15 protein-coding genes are annotated in these 17,656 nt (G+C 63.4%); 3 read left to right on the forward strand and 12 right to left on the reverse strand.

Annotation, left to right across the window (positions count from 1 at the left end; translation table 11 throughout):
• The 12 genes from VMA74_RS10365 to ndk all read right to left on the reverse strand — a co-directional run.
• A partial coding sequence (locus VMA74_RS10365; protein WP_325366683.1) for an Arm DNA-binding domain-containing protein occupies window positions 1-310 on the reverse strand: 310 nt, incomplete at its 3' end.
• A gap of 310 nt (window positions 311-620) precedes the next feature.
• Window positions 621-2,201 carry a glutamine-hydrolyzing GMP synthase gene (gene guaA, locus VMA74_RS10370; protein ID WP_325366684.1) on the reverse strand — a complete coding sequence of 527 codons (1,581 nt, stop codon included), beginning with the start codon at window positions 2,199-2,201 and terminating at the stop codon, window positions 621-623.
• Between the two features lie 138 nt (window positions 2,202-2,339).
• Complete coding sequence (gene guaB, locus VMA74_RS10375; protein WP_325366685.1) at window positions 2,340-3,797, reverse strand: IMP dehydrogenase; 1,458 nt, start codon at window positions 3,795-3,797, stop codon at window positions 2,340-2,342.
• A gap of 134 nt (window positions 3,798-3,931) precedes the next feature.
• Window positions 3,932-4,789 (reverse strand): bifunctional methylenetetrahydrofolate dehydrogenase/methenyltetrahydrofolate cyclohydrolase FolD, encoded by an 858-nt coding sequence (gene folD, locus VMA74_RS10380; protein WP_325366686.1) that lies wholly within the window; start codon window positions 4,787-4,789, stop codon window positions 3,932-3,934.
• A gap of 94 nt (window positions 4,790-4,883) precedes the next feature.
• Complete coding sequence (gene moeB / locus VMA74_RS10385) at window positions 4,884-6,050, reverse strand: molybdopterin-synthase adenylyltransferase MoeB (RefSeq protein WP_325366687.1); 1,167 nt, start codon at window positions 6,048-6,050, stop codon at window positions 4,884-4,886.
• Window positions 6,051-6,098: 48 nt separating this feature from the next.
• Complete coding sequence (der, locus tag VMA74_RS10390) at window positions 6,099-7,496, reverse strand: ribosome biogenesis GTPase Der (RefSeq protein ID WP_325366688.1); 1,398 nt, start codon at window positions 7,494-7,496, stop codon at window positions 6,099-6,101.
• 18 nt (window positions 7,497-7,514) lie between these two features.
• Window positions 7,515-8,714 (reverse strand): outer membrane protein assembly factor BamB, encoded by a 1,200-nt coding sequence (gene bamB, locus VMA74_RS10395; RefSeq protein WP_325366689.1) that lies wholly within the window; start codon window positions 8,712-8,714, stop codon window positions 7,515-7,517.
• Window positions 8,711-9,361, reverse strand: coding sequence for a tetratricopeptide repeat protein (locus tag VMA74_RS10400; RefSeq protein WP_325366690.1), 651 nt, complete (start codon window positions 9,359-9,361; stop codon window positions 8,711-8,713). The genes bamB and VMA74_RS10400 overlap by 4 nt, the downstream gene beginning before the upstream one ends.
• Window positions 9,362-9,512: 151 nt before the next feature.
• The gene (locus VMA74_RS10405) at window positions 9,513-10,487 is read right to left on the reverse strand and encodes a helix-turn-helix domain-containing protein (RefSeq protein ID WP_325366691.1); all 975 of its coding nucleotides are present in this window, start codon (window positions 10,485-10,487) and stop codon (window positions 9,513-9,515) included.
• A 71-nt stretch (window positions 10,488-10,558) separates the two neighbouring features.
• Window positions 10,559-11,353 (reverse strand): type IV pilus biogenesis/stability protein PilW, encoded by a 795-nt coding sequence (pilW, locus tag VMA74_RS10410; protein WP_325366692.1) that lies wholly within the window; start codon window positions 11,351-11,353, stop codon window positions 10,559-10,561.
• Window positions 11,343-12,461: a 23S rRNA (adenine(2503)-C(2))-methyltransferase RlmN gene (gene rlmN / locus VMA74_RS10415; protein ID WP_325366703.1), complete on the reverse strand. Its 1,119-nt coding sequence runs from the start codon at window positions 12,459-12,461 to the stop codon at window positions 11,343-11,345. The genes pilW and rlmN overlap by 11 nt, the downstream gene beginning before the upstream one ends.
• A gap of 14 nt (window positions 12,462-12,475) precedes the next feature.
• Window positions 12,476-12,901 carry a nucleoside-diphosphate kinase gene (ndk, locus tag VMA74_RS10420; RefSeq protein ID WP_325366693.1) on the reverse strand — a complete coding sequence of 142 codons (426 nt, stop codon included), beginning with the start codon at window positions 12,899-12,901 and terminating at the stop codon, window positions 12,476-12,478.
• A 231-nt stretch (window positions 12,902-13,132) separates the two neighbouring features.
• Between ndk and VMA74_RS10425 the strand changes: the two genes are divergently transcribed.
• From VMA74_RS10425 to VMA74_RS10435, 3 genes are all read left to right on the forward strand, one after another.
• Window positions 13,133-13,747 (forward strand): TetR/AcrR family transcriptional regulator, encoded by a 615-nt coding sequence (locus VMA74_RS10425; protein ID WP_325366694.1) that lies wholly within the window; start codon window positions 13,133-13,135, stop codon window positions 13,745-13,747.
• Between the two features lie 76 nt (window positions 13,748-13,823).
• Window positions 13,824-16,211 (forward strand): 3-hydroxyacyl-CoA dehydrogenase/enoyl-CoA hydratase family protein, encoded by a 2,388-nt coding sequence (locus VMA74_RS10430; protein WP_325366695.1) that lies wholly within the window; start codon window positions 13,824-13,826, stop codon window positions 16,209-16,211.
• A 139-nt stretch (window positions 16,212-16,350) separates the two neighbouring features.
• The gene (locus tag VMA74_RS10435; protein ID WP_325366696.1) at window positions 16,351-17,556 is read left to right on the forward strand and encodes an acetyl-CoA C-acyltransferase; all 1,206 of its coding nucleotides are present in this window, start codon (window positions 16,351-16,353) and stop codon (window positions 17,554-17,556) included.
• Window positions 17,557-17,656: the final 100 nt, after the last annotated feature.

Raw genomic sequence — 17,656 nt, forward strand, 5'->3', positions numbered from 1 at the left:
CCATCGCCGTGCCAAAGGTCTTAATGGCGACCACTCGGCGTTTTTCGCGCTGCTTTTCGAGCGCAGGCGAGGTGCCCTTGAGCACGGCTTTGCGCGCGTCCAGCAGCAGTTCGCGCGCCATCGCCAGTGAGATACCGCCGGGGCCATAGCGCCCGAGGGTCAGCGTCTCGCGGCGTCCGTTGAGGCGGTAGTCGTAGCGGAAGGTGACAGTACCGCTGGGCGATACCGTCACGTACATTCCGTCCCGGTCAGAAGCCTTATAAATCTTGGACTTAGGCTTCAGATTTCGTAGTGCAGCGTCAGTGAGCATCGAGGATTCCTCCGGCTTTTGACGGCTTTACCGTCAGGCTTTACCGTCAAGGACCTGGAGACCTGCTGATGCCCGGAAAGCCGCATAAAACAAGCTTTCCCGAGAAGGCTTTTACCGTCAAAGACGATAAAAGTCTGAATAGTGAACGAGAGTGTCTTGATCCGGCCTCGATTTTTACCGTCAGCTCTACCGCCAACTTTTTCTGCTGGCCGGCGATAGCCATCGATAGCTACTGCGACGTATTTATTCCTAAATCAACACGTTACGTCAGTTTCTCGATAGCTGGCGGTAGTCCCCGAAGGACGTCAATTCACTCCCACTCGATGGTAGCCGGCGGCTTGCTGCTGATGTCATACACCACGCGTGACACGCCGCGGATTTCATTGATGATGCGGTTGGACACCTTGCCGAGGAAGTCGTACGGCAGTTCGGCCCAGTGCGCAGTCATGAAATCGATGGTCTCCACCGCGCGCAGGGCGATCACCCATTCGTAGGCGCGGGCGTCGCCCACTACGCCGACCGACTTCACCGGGAGGAATACGGCGAAGGCCTGGCTGACGCTGTCGTAGAGGTCGGCCTTGCGCAGTTCTTCGATGAAGATGGCGTCGGCGCGGGCCAGCAGTTCGGCGTATTCGGGTTTGACTTCGCCCAGGATGCGCACGCCCAGGCCGGGGCCGGGGAACGGATGGCGATAGACCATCTCGCGCGGCAGGCCGAGTTCGACACCGATGCGACGCACCTCGTCCTTGAACAGTTCGCGCAGCGGCTCGACCAGTTTGAGCTTCATGTGCTCGGGCAAGCCGCCGACGTTGTGGTGGCTCTTGATGACATGGGCCTTGCCGGTTTTGCTGCCGGCGGACTCGATCACGTCGGGATAGATCGTGCCTTGCGCGAGCCACTTCACCTGGCCATTGCCGGCGGCGGTGACCTTGGCCGATTCCTCGTCGAAGATGTCGACGAACAGGCGGCCGATGATCTTGCGCTTGGCTTCCGGATCGGCCACGCCTTCCAGCGCCTTGAAGTAGCGCTCGGCGGCGTTGACGCGGATGACTTTCACACCCATGTGCTCGGCCATGGTCGCCATCACCTGGTCGCCTTCCTGCCAGCGCAGCAGGCCGGTGTCGACGAACACGCAGGTGAGCTGGTCGCCGATCGCGCGATGCAGCAGTGCGGCGACGACGGAGGAATCCACGCCGCCGGAAAGACCGAGCAGCACGTGATCCTTGCCGACCTGTTCGCGTACGCGGGCGATCTGGTCGTCGATGATGTGCGCGGCGGTCCACAGCGTCTGGCAACCGCAGATGTCGGTGACGAAGCGCTTGAGCAGCGCAGTGCCCTGCTTGGTGTGCGTGACTTCCGGATGGAATTGCACGCCGTACCAGCGCTTGGCTTCGTTCGACATGGCGGCGACCGGAATGCGGTCGGTGGTGGCGGTGACGGTGAACCCTGGCGGCGCCTTGGCGACGTGGTCACCGTGGCTCATCCACACGTCCAGCGCCTGGAACGAAGCGTGATCGGTGAGCCCATCGAGCAATTTGTCCGATGCAACGACATCCACGCGCGCATGACCAAATTCGCGCGCATCGGCGGCTTCCGTGGCTCCGCCCAATTGCGCGGCCAAGGTCTGCATGCCGTAGCAGATGCCGAGAATCGGCAAGCCGGAATCGAATACTTCCTGCGGCGCCTTGGGTGCGCCGTGCACCGTGGTCGACTCGGGACCACCGGAAAGGATGATGCCCTTGGCGCCAAACGCGGCGATCTCCGCCGGGTTGTGGTCCCACGCCCAGATCTCGCAGTAGACGCCAATCTCGCGGATGCGCCGCGCGATCAATTGCGTGTACTGCGCGCCGAAATCGAGGATGAGGATTTTGTCGCTGTGGATGTTGGTCATGGCTTGAAAGCGGGGAATGGGGAATGGGAAACAGGGAACGTCAGCATCAGGCGCGCTGCAACGGGCCACCATGAACGGGGCTCAGGGCGCGATGCTTGAATCTGCTGCGCCCTGCGTGTTGCCTGTTCCCCGCCTCAATTACGAATTGAGCCGATAATTCGGCGCTTCCTTCGTGATCTGGATATCGTGCGGATGCGCTTCGGTAACACCGGCCGAGGTGACTTTCACGAACTGTGCCTTGTTGCGTACGTCATCGATCGTCGCCGCACCGAGATAGCCCATCGACGCGCGCAGGCCCCCGATCAGCTGGTGAATGATGTTGCGAAGCGGACCGCGGTACGGCACGCGGCCTTCGATGCCTTCGGGCACCAGCTTGTCGGCGTCGGCTTCTTCCTGGAAGTAGCGATCCTTGGAGCCCAGCGCCATCGCACCGAGCGAACCCATGCCGCGATAGCTTTTGTAGGAACGGCCCTGGAACAGTTCCACTTCGCCCGGTGACTCTTCGGTGCCGGCGAACATGGAGCCGAGCATCACGGTGGACGCGCCGGCAGCGAGCGCCTTGGGGATATCGCCGGAGTAGCGGATGCCGCCGTCGGCGATCAGCGGAATGCTGTCTTTCAGCGCGGTGGCGACCATGTCGATGGCGGTGATCTGCGGCACACCTACGCCTGCCACGACGCGCGTGGTGCAGATGGAACCCGGGCCCACGCCGACCTTGACCGCATCGGCGCCGGCATCGCGCAAGGCAAGCGCGGCATCGCCGGTGACGATGTTGCCGGCGATCAATTGCACCTGCGGGTAGCGCTTCTTCACCCAGGCGGCGCGCTCGATCACGCCTTGCGAATGGCCGTGCGCGGTATCCACCACGATCACGTCGACGCCGGCTTCGACCAGCGCTTCCACGCGCTGTTCGGTATCGCCGCCTACTCCCACTGCCGCGCCGACCAGGAGGCGCTCATGCGCGTCCTTGGCGGCGTTGGGGTTGTCGCGGGCTTTCTGGATGTCCTTGACGGTGATCAGGCCGCGCAGCTGGAACGCGTCGTTTACCACCAGCACTTTTTCGATGCGGTTCTTGTGCAACAGCTGCAGCACGTCGTCCTGGCTGGCGCCTTCCTTGACGGTGACCAGCTTGTCCTGACGGGTCATGATGTTGCGCACAGGGTCGTCGTGCTTGCGCTCGAAGCGCAGGTCGCGGCTGGTGACGATGCCGACCAGTTGCTCGCCTTCCACCACTGGCACGCCGGAGATGTTGTGTGCACGGGTAAGCTTGAGCACGTCGCGAATCGACGTGTGCGGCGTCACCGTGATCGGGCTGCGAATGACGCCGGCTTCGAACTTCTTGACCAGGCGCACTTCGGCGGCCTGCTGCTCGGCGGTCATGTTCTTGTGGATGATGCCGATGCCGCCGTTCTGCGCCATGGTGATGGCGAGGCGAGCTTCGGTGACCGTGTCCATGGCGGCGGACACGATGGGGATGTTCAGTCGAAGGTTCCGCGTGAGCCGGGTGGAGGTGTCCACGTCGCGCGGCAAGACTTGGGAATGAGCCGGGACGAGGTAGACGTCGTCGTAGGTAAGGGCCTCGGCAAGGATGCGCATGGAAAAGTCCCGCTGCAAAGAGAGGATTATACGCGGGAGGCGGGCGCGGCGCGAGATTTGCTTTAGGTTCTTGACCGACGCTTGGCGGAACCGCGTAGGCTGGGATTTCTTCATCCCAGCCTACAGAGATGCCGCTATTTGGAATCGCGCGCTTCGGCGGCTTCCAGCGTGTTTTCCATCAGCGTGGCGACGGTCATCGGCCCTACTCCGCCCGGCACCGGGGTGATCCAGCTCGCGCGCTCCGCGGCCACGTCGAAATCCACATCGCCGACCAGACGGCCATCGTCCAGGCGGCTGATGCCCACATCCACGACAACCGCGCCCGGCTTGATCCAATCGCCCTTCACCAACCCAGGCTTGCCCACTGCGACAATCAGGATATCGGCCTGACGTACATAGGTTTCCAGGTCGCGAGTGAAGCGATGACAGCAGGTCGTCGTGCAACCGGCGATCAATAGTTCCAGCGCCAACGGCCGGCCGACGTGATTGGAGACGCCCACGACCACCGCATGCTGCCCGCGCACCGGGCAGTCGGTATGGCCAAGCAAGGTCATCACGCCACGTGGCGTACACGGGCGCAAACCGAAACGGCGCAGGGCGAGTCGACCGACGTTGATGGCCTGGAAGCCATCGACATCCTTGTTGGGATCGATGCGATCGACCAGCGCGTCTTCGTCAATATGATCCGGCAGCGGCGACTGCACCAGGATGCCGTGCACGTCGGGGTCGGCATTGAGCCGGTCGATCAGCGCGAATAGCTCATCTTGCGTGGCGCTGGCCGGCAGGTCGTAATCGAAGGAACGGAAATCCACCTGATGGCAGGCCTTGCGCTTGTTGCGCACGTAGACGGAAGACGCCGCGTCGTTCCCAACCAGCACCACCGCCAGACCGGGCGTCACTTTGCCTTGTGCCTTGCGTTCGCTGACGCGCTTGGCGATGCGCTCCAGCAGCTCCTGTGCGATGCGTTTGCCGTCGAGTATGCGTGCGCTCATGGGGGGTCCTGGCTGGCGAAGCGCGCATTATCCCACGCCACCTCTCGGTAGGAGAGATAGCAATGACCCGGCCCCTCTCGCATCAAAGCCCGTTTCACCCTGCCGCGCAGAGCCGCTCGATATCCTCATACCCGTGAAACTCGGCCGCTGCGCCACACCCCGGACAAGCCGGGTCGCGTGGCAACCGTGTTTCGCGAAAACGCATGCCCAAGGCATCGAAAGACAGCAACCGCCCGACCAGCGGCTCACCGATACCAAGGATCAGCTTCAATGCCTCGGTCGCCTGCAGCAACCCCACGATGCCTGGCAGCACGCCCAGCACGCCGGCCTCGGCGCAATTGGGCGCATCGGCGGCATCGGGCGGCTCGGGGAACAGGCAGCGGTAGCAGGGCGAATCGTCGCGGCGCGGGTCGAAGACGCCCACCTGGCCGGTAAAGCGCTCGACGGCACCGTACACCATGGGCATCTTCAAGCGCCGGCTTGCGGCCGCCAGCAAATAGCGCGCGGGGAAATTGTCGGCGCCGTCCACCACCAGATCATGGCCGCGCAGCAGTTGCTCGACGTTATCGGCACGCAGGCGCTCGTTACGCAGTTCGACCTTTACGCGTGGATTGAGCGCATTCAACGTCATGCGCGCCGATTCGGTCTTGGGCATGCCCACCCGCGCATCGGCGTGGATAACCTGGCGATGCAGGTTGGAGCGTTCCACGCGGTCGTCGTCGATCAGCGTGAGCCGCCCGACCCCTGCCGCGGCGAGATAAAGCGCGGCGGGTGCACCCAGGCCGCCAGCCCCCAGCAACACGATGCTGGCCTGGCCGAGTTTATGTTGCCCGGCTTCGCCGATCTGCGGCAGACGCAATTGGCGTGCATAGCGTTCGGCGGAATCGGTGTCGAGCTGCGCGGTACTCACCGGCAGGCCTTCGCTTTTCCAGCGTTCGAAGCCGCCCGCCACGGACGCGACATGCCGATAGCCCATCCGCTGCAGCGCTTCGGCCGCAAACAGAGAACGAACGCCGCTGCCGCACAGGGTGAGTATTTCCCGCTCGCGATTGGGTTCCTGGCTTTCGATGCGCAATTCGAGAAAACCGCGCGACAAGCCCAAGGCGCCGACCGGCAAGCCGGTGGCGCGCTCGTGGTCTTCGCGCACGTCGATCAGCAGGGCGCCTTGGGCCTGTTTGCCCAAGGCTTCGGCGGGAGAAAGTTCAGGGACGCGCTGGCGTAGCGCAGTGAGCCAGGCTTCGCGGTCGAGAGGGCTGTTCATGGGCGTAGTTTAGCGCTACGCGCAAGCGTCTCTCCGGGAGCCTTACTGCTACTTACGCCGCTTCATCTCGCGGATCATCCGCTGCCGTTTGCGCTGCTGCCCTTCCGTTAGCACGTTCTTCTTGCCTGCAAAAGGATTCTCGCCATCGCGGAAGCCAATGCGAACCGGCGTGCCTTCCAGCTTGTAGCGCTGGCGGAAGAAGTTTTCCAGGTAACGGCGATAGGCCGGCGCAATATGCTTGGTACGGCTGCCGTGGATCACGATGGTCGGCGGATTGCTGCCGCCCGGATGGGCAAAACGCAGCTTGGGCGCATGCCCGCGCACCAGCGGCGGCTGGTAGCCCTGATAGGCGCGCTCGAGCGTACGGGTGAGATCCGATGAGGTGAGTTCGCGATTGGCGGACGCGTGCGCACGCACGATCGCGCGCATCAGCTCCCGCAAACCCGAGCCATGCAGCGCGGAGATAAACACCTGCTTGGCCCAATCGACGAAGCCAAGCCGGCGTTCGAGCGCGCGCTGGCATTGCTCACGCGCGTAGGTTTCCATGTCGTCCCACTTGTTGACGGCAATGACCAGCGCCCTGCCCTCGTCGATCACATGGCCGATCAGGGTGAGATCCTGATCGGCAAGATTCTCGCGGGCATCGATCATCACCACCACGACTTGCGCGGCGGCCATCGATTGCAGCGTCTTGATGACGCTGAATTTCTCCACACCTTCGTCGACTTTCGACTTGCGGCGCACGCCTGCGGTATCGATCAAGGTGTAGCGCTTGCCGTCGCGCTCCAGCGGTACGCGGATCGGATCGCGCGTGGTACCGGCAACGTCGGAAACAATCAGCCGGTTTTCGCCAAGCAGGCGATTGATCAAGGTGGATTTGCCAGCGTTGGGACGCCCCACGATAGCAACGCGAATGCTGCCTTCGTCTTCCGGCGCAAGTTCTTCGTGCGGGTCCTCCGGCAGCAGCGGCAACACGGCGGCGATAAGTTCTTCCGTGCCGCGATTGTGCGCGGCCGACAACGGCAGCGTCTGGGCGATACCGAACACGGCAAACTCGGCCAACGCATGCTGCACGTCGAGGCCATCCGTCTTGTTGACGGCAGCAATGATGGGTTTGCCGCTACGGCGCAACTCATCGAGGATGCTGCGATCCTGCGGCAGGAGTCCATCGCGCGCGTCGACCACGAACACCAGCACCTGCGCCTCGTCGATGGCGAGGCGCACCTGCTGTGCAGTGAGTGCGTCGATGCCATCTTCGACACCGGACAGGCCGCCGGTGTCGACGACGACGAAAGGACGCGGACCGGTGCGGCACACACCGTAATGGCGATCGCGTGTGACGCCCGGCATGTCAGCCACCAGGGCGTCGCGACTGCGCGTCAGCGCGTTGAACAGGGTCGATTTACCGACGTTGGGACGACCGACCAGGGCGATGACGGGCAGCACGGAACATCGTTCCAGTAATTACTTCGCACCGACGCGGTAGGCGGCGATGTGGCCTTTCACGTCCTCGATGTATACCAAGCCGTTCGCCACCACGGGCTGCGCGCGAATGGCCTTCTTGGAAAGACGCTCGCGCGCGGCCAGCGCACCATCACCGGACTGCAGCCAATGCACATAGCCTTCAATGTCGCCGACGACGATATAGTCGCCCTGCACCGCCGGCCCGGTAAGCCAGCGATACTTGAGCTGGTCGTTCTTCCACATGTCGGCGCCGCTGCTCTTGTCGAACGCCCATACTTGCGAGTCGGCATTCACGCCGAACAGGCTGTTGCCGCTGAGCGCCATGGAGGTATAGGTGGAGAACGGCCGCGCCCACAGCGGACGGCCGCTGGGACCATCCACAGCGGTGAGGCTGCCGTGGTACGCCGCGGCGTACAGCGTGCTGCCATCGAGCAGAACGCTGCCGTCGGCATCGTTCATGCGTTCGATATCGGTGCGGCCTTCACCCGTGGCCAGTTTCTGTTCCCACAGCTTGTCGCCGTTGTCCTCGCGCAGCGCCAGCAGCTTGCCGTCGTCGCTGCCGAAGAACACCACGCCATTGGTAACCAGCAGCGAGCCATTGCCGCGCAGGCTGAGCAGCGGCACATTGCCTTGATCGTTCACCCAGCGACGCTCGCCGGTGGTGCTGTCGAGGCCATATAGGCGGCCATCCTGCGTGCGAACGATGACCAGTCCGTTGTTGATCGTCGGCGAATCGATCACTTCCGAAGGTAGCGTCGCCACCCAGCGCTGGCTGCCATCCTTGGGGTTGAGACCGTACACGTGGCCGTCGAGCGTGCCGATGGCAAGCAGATCGCCCTCTACCGCCGGACCGCCTGCATAAAATGCGTCTTTACGTTTCTTGTCTCCCCAGCCGAACCAGCCGCGGGTGCGGCTCTTGTCTTTCCAAAGGGTCTTGCCGGTATTGGCGTCAAGCGCCGCGATCACGCCATCGGTGCTGGCGGCATAGAGCACGCCATCCACGACTGTGGGCTGCATGCGCACGCCGCTCACGCCGGGGCCGTCGCCCACACGTTCTTTCCAGACCTGCGTGACCTGGACGGTCGGCTTGAAATCCTTGGCCAGCGGCGTCGGCGGCTGGATATTTTCTTTCTTGAAGGAATGACAACCCGCAAGCGCTACCAGCGAGCCGGTCACTACGATCAGCCAAAAACGTTTCATGCACCCTGCTTCCCGGCCGTGGCCAGATCGTCGATTTTCATTTGCACTTCGTTGTCCTGCGATACGTTCGGCCCCATCGCGCCGATCGCGGCCTGATACGCCTTGAGGGCATCGTCGCGCCGTCCCAGCTTGACCAACGCATCGCCGCGTAGTTCCTGGCTTTCGATGGCGTAGCTGTCGGACGGCATGCGATCCAGCGCGTTCAGCGCTTCCTGGGCATTACCCTTGGCCAGCTGCACATGCGCGATGCGCAGTTCCACCAGCGCCTTCAATGCCGGACTGGGAGCGTGCTGTTCAGCCCAGGCGAGCGAGTCGAGCGCCTTGTCGAGTTGTTTGTCTTCCACCTGGCGGCGCGCGCGGTCGCTCACCGCAAACAACGCATACGGCGTATCCGCGTAATCCTTCATCAATTGCTGAATGATCATGTCGGTCGCGTTGGTGTTGTCCGTGTCGAGCGTCGTCTGCAGCTGCTGGTAGAGGCCGGATGCCTGCATCTGGTGAGCCACTCGGTGGTTACGCCACTGCTGGTAACCGAAGATGGCGATCAAGCCGATGACGACACCTACAACGATCGACAGGCCATTCTGCCGCAGCCATTTTTGTACGCGTTCGCTCTGCTCGTAGTCGTCGTAAGCATTGAATGCCATGCAATCACCATATTGCGGGTAACGCCGGAAGGCGTGGGGAGGCGTCCTGTCGCCGCCGGTATTCACCAGCAGCGTCACTGCCCGCCCGGACGGGCAGGCAATGCGCAAGCATAACCGATCGAAGGGGGGTGAAGGCTACCGAATCCGCCGCTCAGGCACCGGCTGGCGCAGCCTTGCCGTCCTGCATATCGACGCGGAAATGCGCGATGTTGGCGCGCCGGTAAGCGTCAAGCGCCATCGGCTGTCCATCGATCGTCACCTGCGCGCCGTTGGCATTGCCGATGCGCACTTCCAGTGGCTGGTCGCTGCGGTAAGTCTTGGTGGTGCCAGCCGGCAGCAAGCCGTACTCCAGCCGCGCGCCATCCTTGCCCACCACTTCGACCCAGCTTGCATTGGGCAGGTTGAGCGTGAGGCTGTGCGCCCCGCTGCCGATAGGTGCGGCTGGCGTACTGGCAACGGCCGGAGCCGTGATGGTCGACTCGTTGTCCAGATTCGGCATGGGCACCATGGAAGCCAGCAACGGCTGCTGGGCAGCCGCCGGACCACGCGCCGAAGCGGCCATGGCCGGGGCAGCAGCAGGTGGTGCGGCCTGTGCCAGGGCGGTGGTATCAGCTGCCTTCGCAGCGCTACTGGGCGGCGCCGGCGCGGCCGGCGGCGGTGCATCCTGCTGTGCGACCGGCGTAGCATCCAGCGGCGACAAATGGCTCATGTCGCGCGACAGTGTGCCGCGCATACCCAGCCATACCGTGGGCACGGCGATCACCAGCGTCAGCACGACATAGGTAGCAGCCTTGGCGTATTGATCCAGCAAGTAGCGGGAATGCGACACGCCACCGGTAGATACCAGTTTCGGCTGGGCCGGCTTGAGCTTGGCGACGGCTGCATCGATCTCGCTGTCGTCGATCTCAAGATAGCGCCCGTAGGTGCGCAGATAGCCGCCCAGATATACCTGGTAGTCGATGCCGCTGAAGTCGTTGCTCTCCAGCTGGCGCAGCACGCGTACTGGCAAATGCAGGGCGTGACCGCAACTTTCCAGATCCAGGCCACGCGCTTCGCGCACTGCGCGCAGGCGTGAGCCAAAACCGGGCACTTCGTTGAAGCGGAATTCGGCAGCGTTTTGTTCCATGTTCGCTGCGGCCGTGGCGGACGTTTCGGAGGAGGTCTCCTCATGCGTTGCCGGATTGGACTGCTCGGAAATCATGGGTGCACGGATGAATTGAGGGCCTGAGCCTGTTCCGAATCCGGGAACTGGCTGAGCAGCCGTTTGCTGTAGTTCTGGGCGGCATCCCTGTCGCCCAAGTGAGATTCGATGTCGTAGCCGAGCTTCAGGGAGTCGGCATTGAATTGCCCCATGGCGTCGAGGCGCTGCAGGAATGCACTGGCGTCGAGGTATTCCCGCCTGAGATAAAGCACGTGGGCGAGCTGCAGCAGCGCATTGGCGTTTTTCGGATTGAGCTGGATCGCCTTGCGCAGGTTGACCTCGGCGCCGGCTTGATCGCCCATCTGCAACTGGCAGATGCCCTGGTTGGCCAAGGCCACGTCCGGCGTCTTGTAGAACGGATCGGCCAGCGCCTTGGTGAAATACGGCATGGCGGCTTGTCCCTTGCCGATACGGCACAAGAACTGGCCCAGGTTGTTGTTGGTATCGCCCTTGTCGGGTTGCAGCTCCTGCGCCCGGCGGTAATGGGCCTCTGCATTCGGCACGTCGTTGATGCGTTCGTAGATGTACGCCATCACCGTCTGCGCCGGCACGAAGGTCGGGTCGTCCTGCACCGCGATCTTGACCTTTTCCAGCGCGCCCTGAAGATTGCCGATATCGATGTAGTGCTGCGCGAGACGCGTATGCACGTCCGCCGCGCTACGCGCTTTCTCTGCGTGGGTCTGCTTGGGCAGCGAAGGCTCGGGAGGTGGCGTCGGCTGTGTCATCGAGCGGTGGCAGCCCGCCAGCAATGCTGCCAGGCAGATACCAAGCAAGATGCGATCACGCCGCATGAGCTGCCCCTTCGTCCAAACGCTTGCGGAATTCGGCCTGGCGACGCGTGCGATCCAGCACCTGCCCTTTCAGCTGGCCGCAGGCGGCGTCAATGTCGTCGCCACGCGTACGGCGCAGCATGGTGAGAATGTTCGCGTTGAGCAACTGTGTCTGGAACGCGCGAATGACGTCCGGCTCGGAACGCTCGAAGCGGGTGCCCGGGAACGGATTGAACGGAATCAGATTGACCTTGCAGGTCGGCAGCTTGCGCATGAACTTGATCAGCTGGCGCGCATGCTCGGGCTGGTCGTTCACGCCTTTCATCAGCGTGTATTCGAAGGTGATCGACGTGCGCGGCTTGCGATCGATCCAGCGCTGGCATGCGGCCGTCAGTTCGGCGATCGGAAAACGCTTGTTGAGCGGCACCAGTTCGGTGCGCAGCTCATCGTTCGCGGCATGCAGCGACACGGCCAAGGACACGTCGATGCTTTCGGACAACTTATCGATCATCGGCACCAGGCCGGCGGTCGATAGCGTGACGCGCTTGGATGCCAGGCCAAAACCGAGGTCGTCGCGCATCAGGCTCATCGCCTTCACGACGTTGTCAAAGTTGAGCAACGGCTCGCCCATGCCCATCATCACCACGTTGGTGATGCGGCGGTTCTGGTGTGTGACGTTGCCCAGGTGCTTCGCCGCCACCCACATCTGGCCGATGATTTCGGAGGTGGCGAGGTTGCGGTTGAAGCCCTGCGTAGCGGTGGAGCAGAACTGGCAATTCAAGCCGCAACCCACCTGCGACGACACGCACAGCGTGCCGCGGGTGGGTTCGGGAATGTAAACCGCTTCGACGGCGTTGCCGCCATCCATGCCCAGCAGCCATTTGTGCGTGCCGTCGGCCGCGCCTTTATCGAACAGCGTCTTGGGCGGCCCGACGTAGCACGTGGCTTCCAGCTTGGCGCGCAGCGCCTTGCCCACGTCGGTCATGTTTTCGAAGCTGTCTTCCAGGCGGTGATAGATCCACTTCATCACCTGCTCGGCGCGATACGGCTTTTCGCCGAGCTGCGCGAAGAATTCGCGCAGGCCCTGGCGATCGAAATCGAGCAGATTGACTTTTTCCACCTGGCTCACTTGCGTCACATTTTTTAGCGCGGAAACACTTCGGTTGCCGCAAAGAAATAAGCAATTTCGGTAGCGGCGTTTTCGGCGCTATCCGAACCGTGCACGGCGTTGGCGTCGATCGATTCGGCGAAGTCGGCGCGGATGGTGCCCTTGGCCGCTTCCTTCGGATTGGTCGCGCCCATCAGGTCGCGATGCTTGAGCACGGCGTTCTCGCCCTGCAGCACCTGGATCATCACCGGGCCGGAGATCATGAATTCCACCAGCGCACTGAAGAACGGACGCTCGCGATGCACCGCATAGAAACCTTCCGCCTCTTTGCGCGAAAGATGCTTCATCTTTGCTGCAACGACTTTCAGGGCCGCCTTCTCGAAGCGTGCATAGATTTCACCGATCACATTCTTGGCAACGGCATCGGGTTTGATGATGGAAAGGGTGCGCTCCAGCGCCATGCGTCTGCTCCGGTTATGCGGACTGATTGAAGGGCGGCCTGACAACACAGCGTCAGAAGGAAAGATAGAACTAAATACGTACAGGAATGCGGATTTAGCTCACGAAAGTTTGACAGATTCTAGCCCATAAGCAACCCCGCGCCGAGCGCTAGGCAAACGACTGTTTGACTGTTTCGGGGGCGCGCGCGTATCCTCAAACGATCGTTTGAACCACTCGACAGGCCTGTGCCCGTGAACAGTTCCGCCTCCACCAAGGAACGCATCCTGACCGCGGCCGAAGCGCTGTTTGCCCAGCGCGGATTCGAAGGCGCCTCGCTGCGCCAGCTCACCGCCGCCGCGGGCGTCAACCTGGCCGCAGTGAACTACCACTTCGGCTCCAAGGACCACCTGGTCGAGCAGGTCTTCAAGCGCCGCCTGGACCAGCTCAATGCGCGCCGCCTGGCCGCCCTGAAGCAGATATCCGGGCTGCCGGAGACGACGCTGGAGGACGTCCTGGCCGCCTTCATCCGCCCTGCCCTGGACCTTTCCCACGACGGCGGCGGCGGCCTGTTCATGCGCGTGCTGGCGCGAGCCTTTGCCGAGCACGACGACGACCTGCGCAAGTTCCTGTCAGAGAACTATGGCCACGTGATGCGCCAGTTCACCGCCGAGTTCGCCCGCCTGCTGCCCAACCTCAGCAAGGAAGAACTGTACTGGCGCATCGACCTGGTCACCGGCGCCCTGACGCATGCCATGTCGGGCTTCGGCATCATCCAGCGCAAGAACGACGTCAGCGAAGTCATCCATCGCGAACAGACGGCCGAGCACCTGATCCGCTTCGCCGTCGCGGGTCTGCGCGCGCCCTGAATTTTGTCATCGGGAGGCCATGCGCCGCCCGCACCTTCTTTCCTACCTGTTACGCACTCGTATTACGGAGAAGCCAATGACCGCTCCATCTTTAACGAAGTCCGCGCTACGCATCCGCAAGGCCGCGGTGCTCGGCGCCGGTGTCATGGGGGCACAGATCGCCGCGCACCTGACCAACGCCGACGTCGAAACCGTGCTGTTCGACCTGCCTGCCAAGGAAGGTCCCAAGAGCGGCATCGCGCTGAAGGCCATCGAGAACCTCAAGAAGCTTTCCCCCGCCCCGCTGGCGGACGGCAGCCGCGCCGCGGCCATCATCCCGGCCAACTACGAGGAAGACCTCGACCAGCTGAAGGACGTGGACCTGGTGATCGAAGCGATCGCCGAGCGGATGGACTGGAAGCTGGATCTGTACAAGAAGATCGCGCCGCACATATCGCCCACCGCGGTGCTGGCCAGTAATACCTCGGGCCTATCCATCAACGGCCTGGCCGACGCGCTGCCGGAAGAGATGCGCCATCGCTTCACCGGCGTGCACTTCTTCAACCCGCCACGCTACATGCACCTGGTGGAACTGATCCCCACCCGCCTCACCGACGCCAGCGTGCTCGCCGGCCTGGAAGCCTTCCTCACCACCACCGTCGGCAAGGGCGTGGTCTATGCGAAGGACACGCCGAACTTCATCGGCAACCGCATCGGCGTGTTCTCGATGCTCGCCACCATGCATCACACCGAGCAGTTCAAGCTCGGCTTCGATACCGTGGACGCGTTGACCGGCCCCGCCATCGGCCGCCCCAAGAGCGCCACCTATCGCACTGCCGACGTGGTGGGCCTGGACACCATGGCGCACGTGATCAAGACCATGGCCGACACGCTGGCCGATGATCCGTGGCACGCATACTTCAAGCCGCCGATGTGGCTGAGCGGCCTGATCGAGCAAGGCGCCCTGGGCCAGAAGACCGGCGCCGGCTTCTATAAGAAGGCCGGCAAGGACATCGTGGTGCTGGACGTGGCCAAGCGCGACTACCGCGCCTCCGAGCAGAAAGCCTCGGACGAAGTATCCGCCATCCTCGCCATCAAGGACCCGGCCGAGAAGTTCGGCAAGCTGCGCGCATCCAGCGATCCGCAGGCGCAGTTCCTGTGGGCGACCTTCCGCGACCTGTTCCACTACACCGCTTATCACCTGGCCGACATCGCCGATACCGCACGCGACGTCGACTTCGCCATCCGTTGGGGTTACGGCTGGAAGCTCGGTCCGTTCGAGACCTGGCAGGCTGCCGGCTGGCAGCAGGTGGCGCAGTGGATCCAGGAAGACATCGACGCCGGCAAGGCGATGAGCAAGGCGCCGCTGCCCACGTGGGTGACGGACGGCCGCAGCGGCGTGCACGGCAAGAACGGTTCGTACTCCGCGTCCGCCAACGCCGACAAGCCGCGTTCGCAGCATCCGGTCTACAAGCGCCAACTGTTCCCTGACGCGATCCTTGGCGAACGCTTCGACCAGGGCACCACCGTGTGGGAGAACGACGGCATCCGCCTCTGGACGCAAGGCGACGACGGCGTCGGCATCATCTCGTTCAAGACCAAGATGAACACGGTCAACGACCAGGTGCTCGATGGTATTCAGTACGCCATCGGCGTGGCCGAGGAAAAGCTCAAGGCGGTGGTGATCTGGCAGACCAGCGAACCGTTCTCCGCCGGCGCCGATCTGAAGGGCGCGCTGGGCCTGCTGCAGGCCGGCAAATTCAAGGAATTCGACGCCATGGTCGCCAACTTCCAGCGCACCAGCATGCGCATCAAGCATGCGCTGGTGCCGGTGGTTTCGGCCGTGCGCGGCCTGTGCCTGGGCGGCGGCTGCGAATTCCAGATGCATTCCGCGCGCACGGTGGCGGCGCTGGAAAGCTACATCGGTCTGGTCGAAGCTGGCGTGGGTTTGTTGCCGGCCGGCGGCGGCCTGCATGAGCTGGCCATTCGTGCTGCGCAGAGCAACCCCAGCGATCCGTTCGAAGCGCTGAAGAAAGTGTTCGAAACGGTGGCGATGGCGAAGGTGTCCGGCAGCGCGCTGGAAGCCAAGCAGCTCGGCCTGCTGCGCGAAAGCGACGTCGTTGTGTTCAATGCGTACGAGCTGCTCTACGTGGCCAAACAGGTGGCCAACTCGCTCGCCGAAAGCGGTTGGCGCCCACCGCTGTACGCCCGCAACATTCCGGTGGCCGGCGACGTCGGCACCGCTACGTTCAAGGCTTCGCTCGCCAACTTGCAGGCCGGTTACTTCGCTTCCGAACACGATGTAGCAATCGCCACGCGCATCGCCGACACATTGTGCGGCGGCGCGATCGAACGCGGCTCGCTGGTCGACGAGGCCTGGCTGCTCGATCTGGAGCGCAAGCATTTCGTGGAACTGGCGCAGACGGAAAAGACGCAGGCGCGCATTGCGCACACGATGACCACGGGTAAACCACTGCGCAACTAAACGCTCGTCGCCCCGGTGCAGGCCGGGACCCAGCGACTTCGCACGCGCAACAAGACACTGGGTCCCGGCTTTCGCCGGGATCACGGCAAAAAACCAAGGCGCGTCGCTGCACATTGCGCGACGCTATGGAGTAGAAACCATGACCAAGCAAATCCAAGACGCCTACATCGTCGCCGCCACCCGCACCCCGGTCGGCAAGGCGCCGCGCGGCATATTCCGTAACACCCGTCCTGACGACCTGCTCGCCCACGTGATCCGCGCCGTGATGGCGCAGGCGCCGGGCATCGATCCGCATCGCATCGGCGATGTGATTGTCGGCTGCGCCATGCCCGAAGCCGAGCAAGGCATGAACGTGGCGCGCATCGGCCTGCTGCTGGCCGGCCTGCCCGATGCCGTGCCGGGCGTCACCGTCAACCGCTTCTGCTCGTCCGGCCTGCAAGCCGTGGCGATGGCCGCCGATCGCATCCGCCTGGGCGAAGCCGATGTGATGATCGCCGCCGGCACCGAAAGCATGAGCATGGTGCCGATGATGGGCCACAAGGTGGCGATGAATCCGGCCATCTTCGACAACGAGCACATCGGCATCGCCTACGGCATGGGCATCACCGCCGAGAACGTCGCCAAGCAGTGGAAGGTTTCGCGCGAAGCGCAGGACGCGTTCGCCGCGCAAAGCCACGACCGCGCGCTGGCGGCGATCAAGGCCGGCGAGTTCAAGGACGAGATCACGCCGTTCCAGCTCGACGATCACTACCCCGATCTCGTCACCCGCGGCATCAAGACTGACAGCCGCGTGATCGACACCGACGAAGGCCCGCGCGCCGGCAGCACGCCGGACGTGCTCGGCAAGCTGAAGACGGTGTTCCGCAACGGCCAGTTCGGCGGCTCGGTCACGGCCGGCAACTCCTCGCAGACCTCCGACGGCGCCGCCGCGGTGCTGTTGGCCAGCGAGCAGGCGATCAAGGAGTACGGCCTCACCCCGCTCGCCCGCTTCGTCGGCTACTCAGTGGCCGGCGTGCGCCCGGAGATCATGGGCATCGGTCCGAAGGAAGCCATTCCCAAGGCACTCAAGCAGACCGGCATCCGCCAGGACCAGCTCGACTGGATCGAACTGAACGAAGCTTTCGCCGCGCAGGCGCTGGCGGTGATCGGCGACCTGGGCCTGGACCCGGCGAAGGTGAATCCGCTCGGTGGCGCGATCGCGCTGGGCCATCCGCTCGGCGCCACCGGCGCGGTGCGTACGGCCACGCTGGTGCACGGCCTGCGCCGGCGCAAGCAGAAGTACGGCATGGTGACCATGTGCATCGGCACCGGCATGGGCGCAGCGGGCGTGTTCGAGGCAGTCTGATCCGCTCGGCCATCGCTTCCCCGTCGTTGATCGGCGACGGGGAAGCGAGACTTCAAACGCTTGTCCTTACCTGCCACCCAGCGAATAATGCGACACGTTG

It is taken from the genome of Dyella sp. (assembly GCF_035508675.1).
Classification (GTDB): domain Bacteria; phylum Pseudomonadota; class Gammaproteobacteria; order Xanthomonadales; family Rhodanobacteraceae; genus Dyella_B.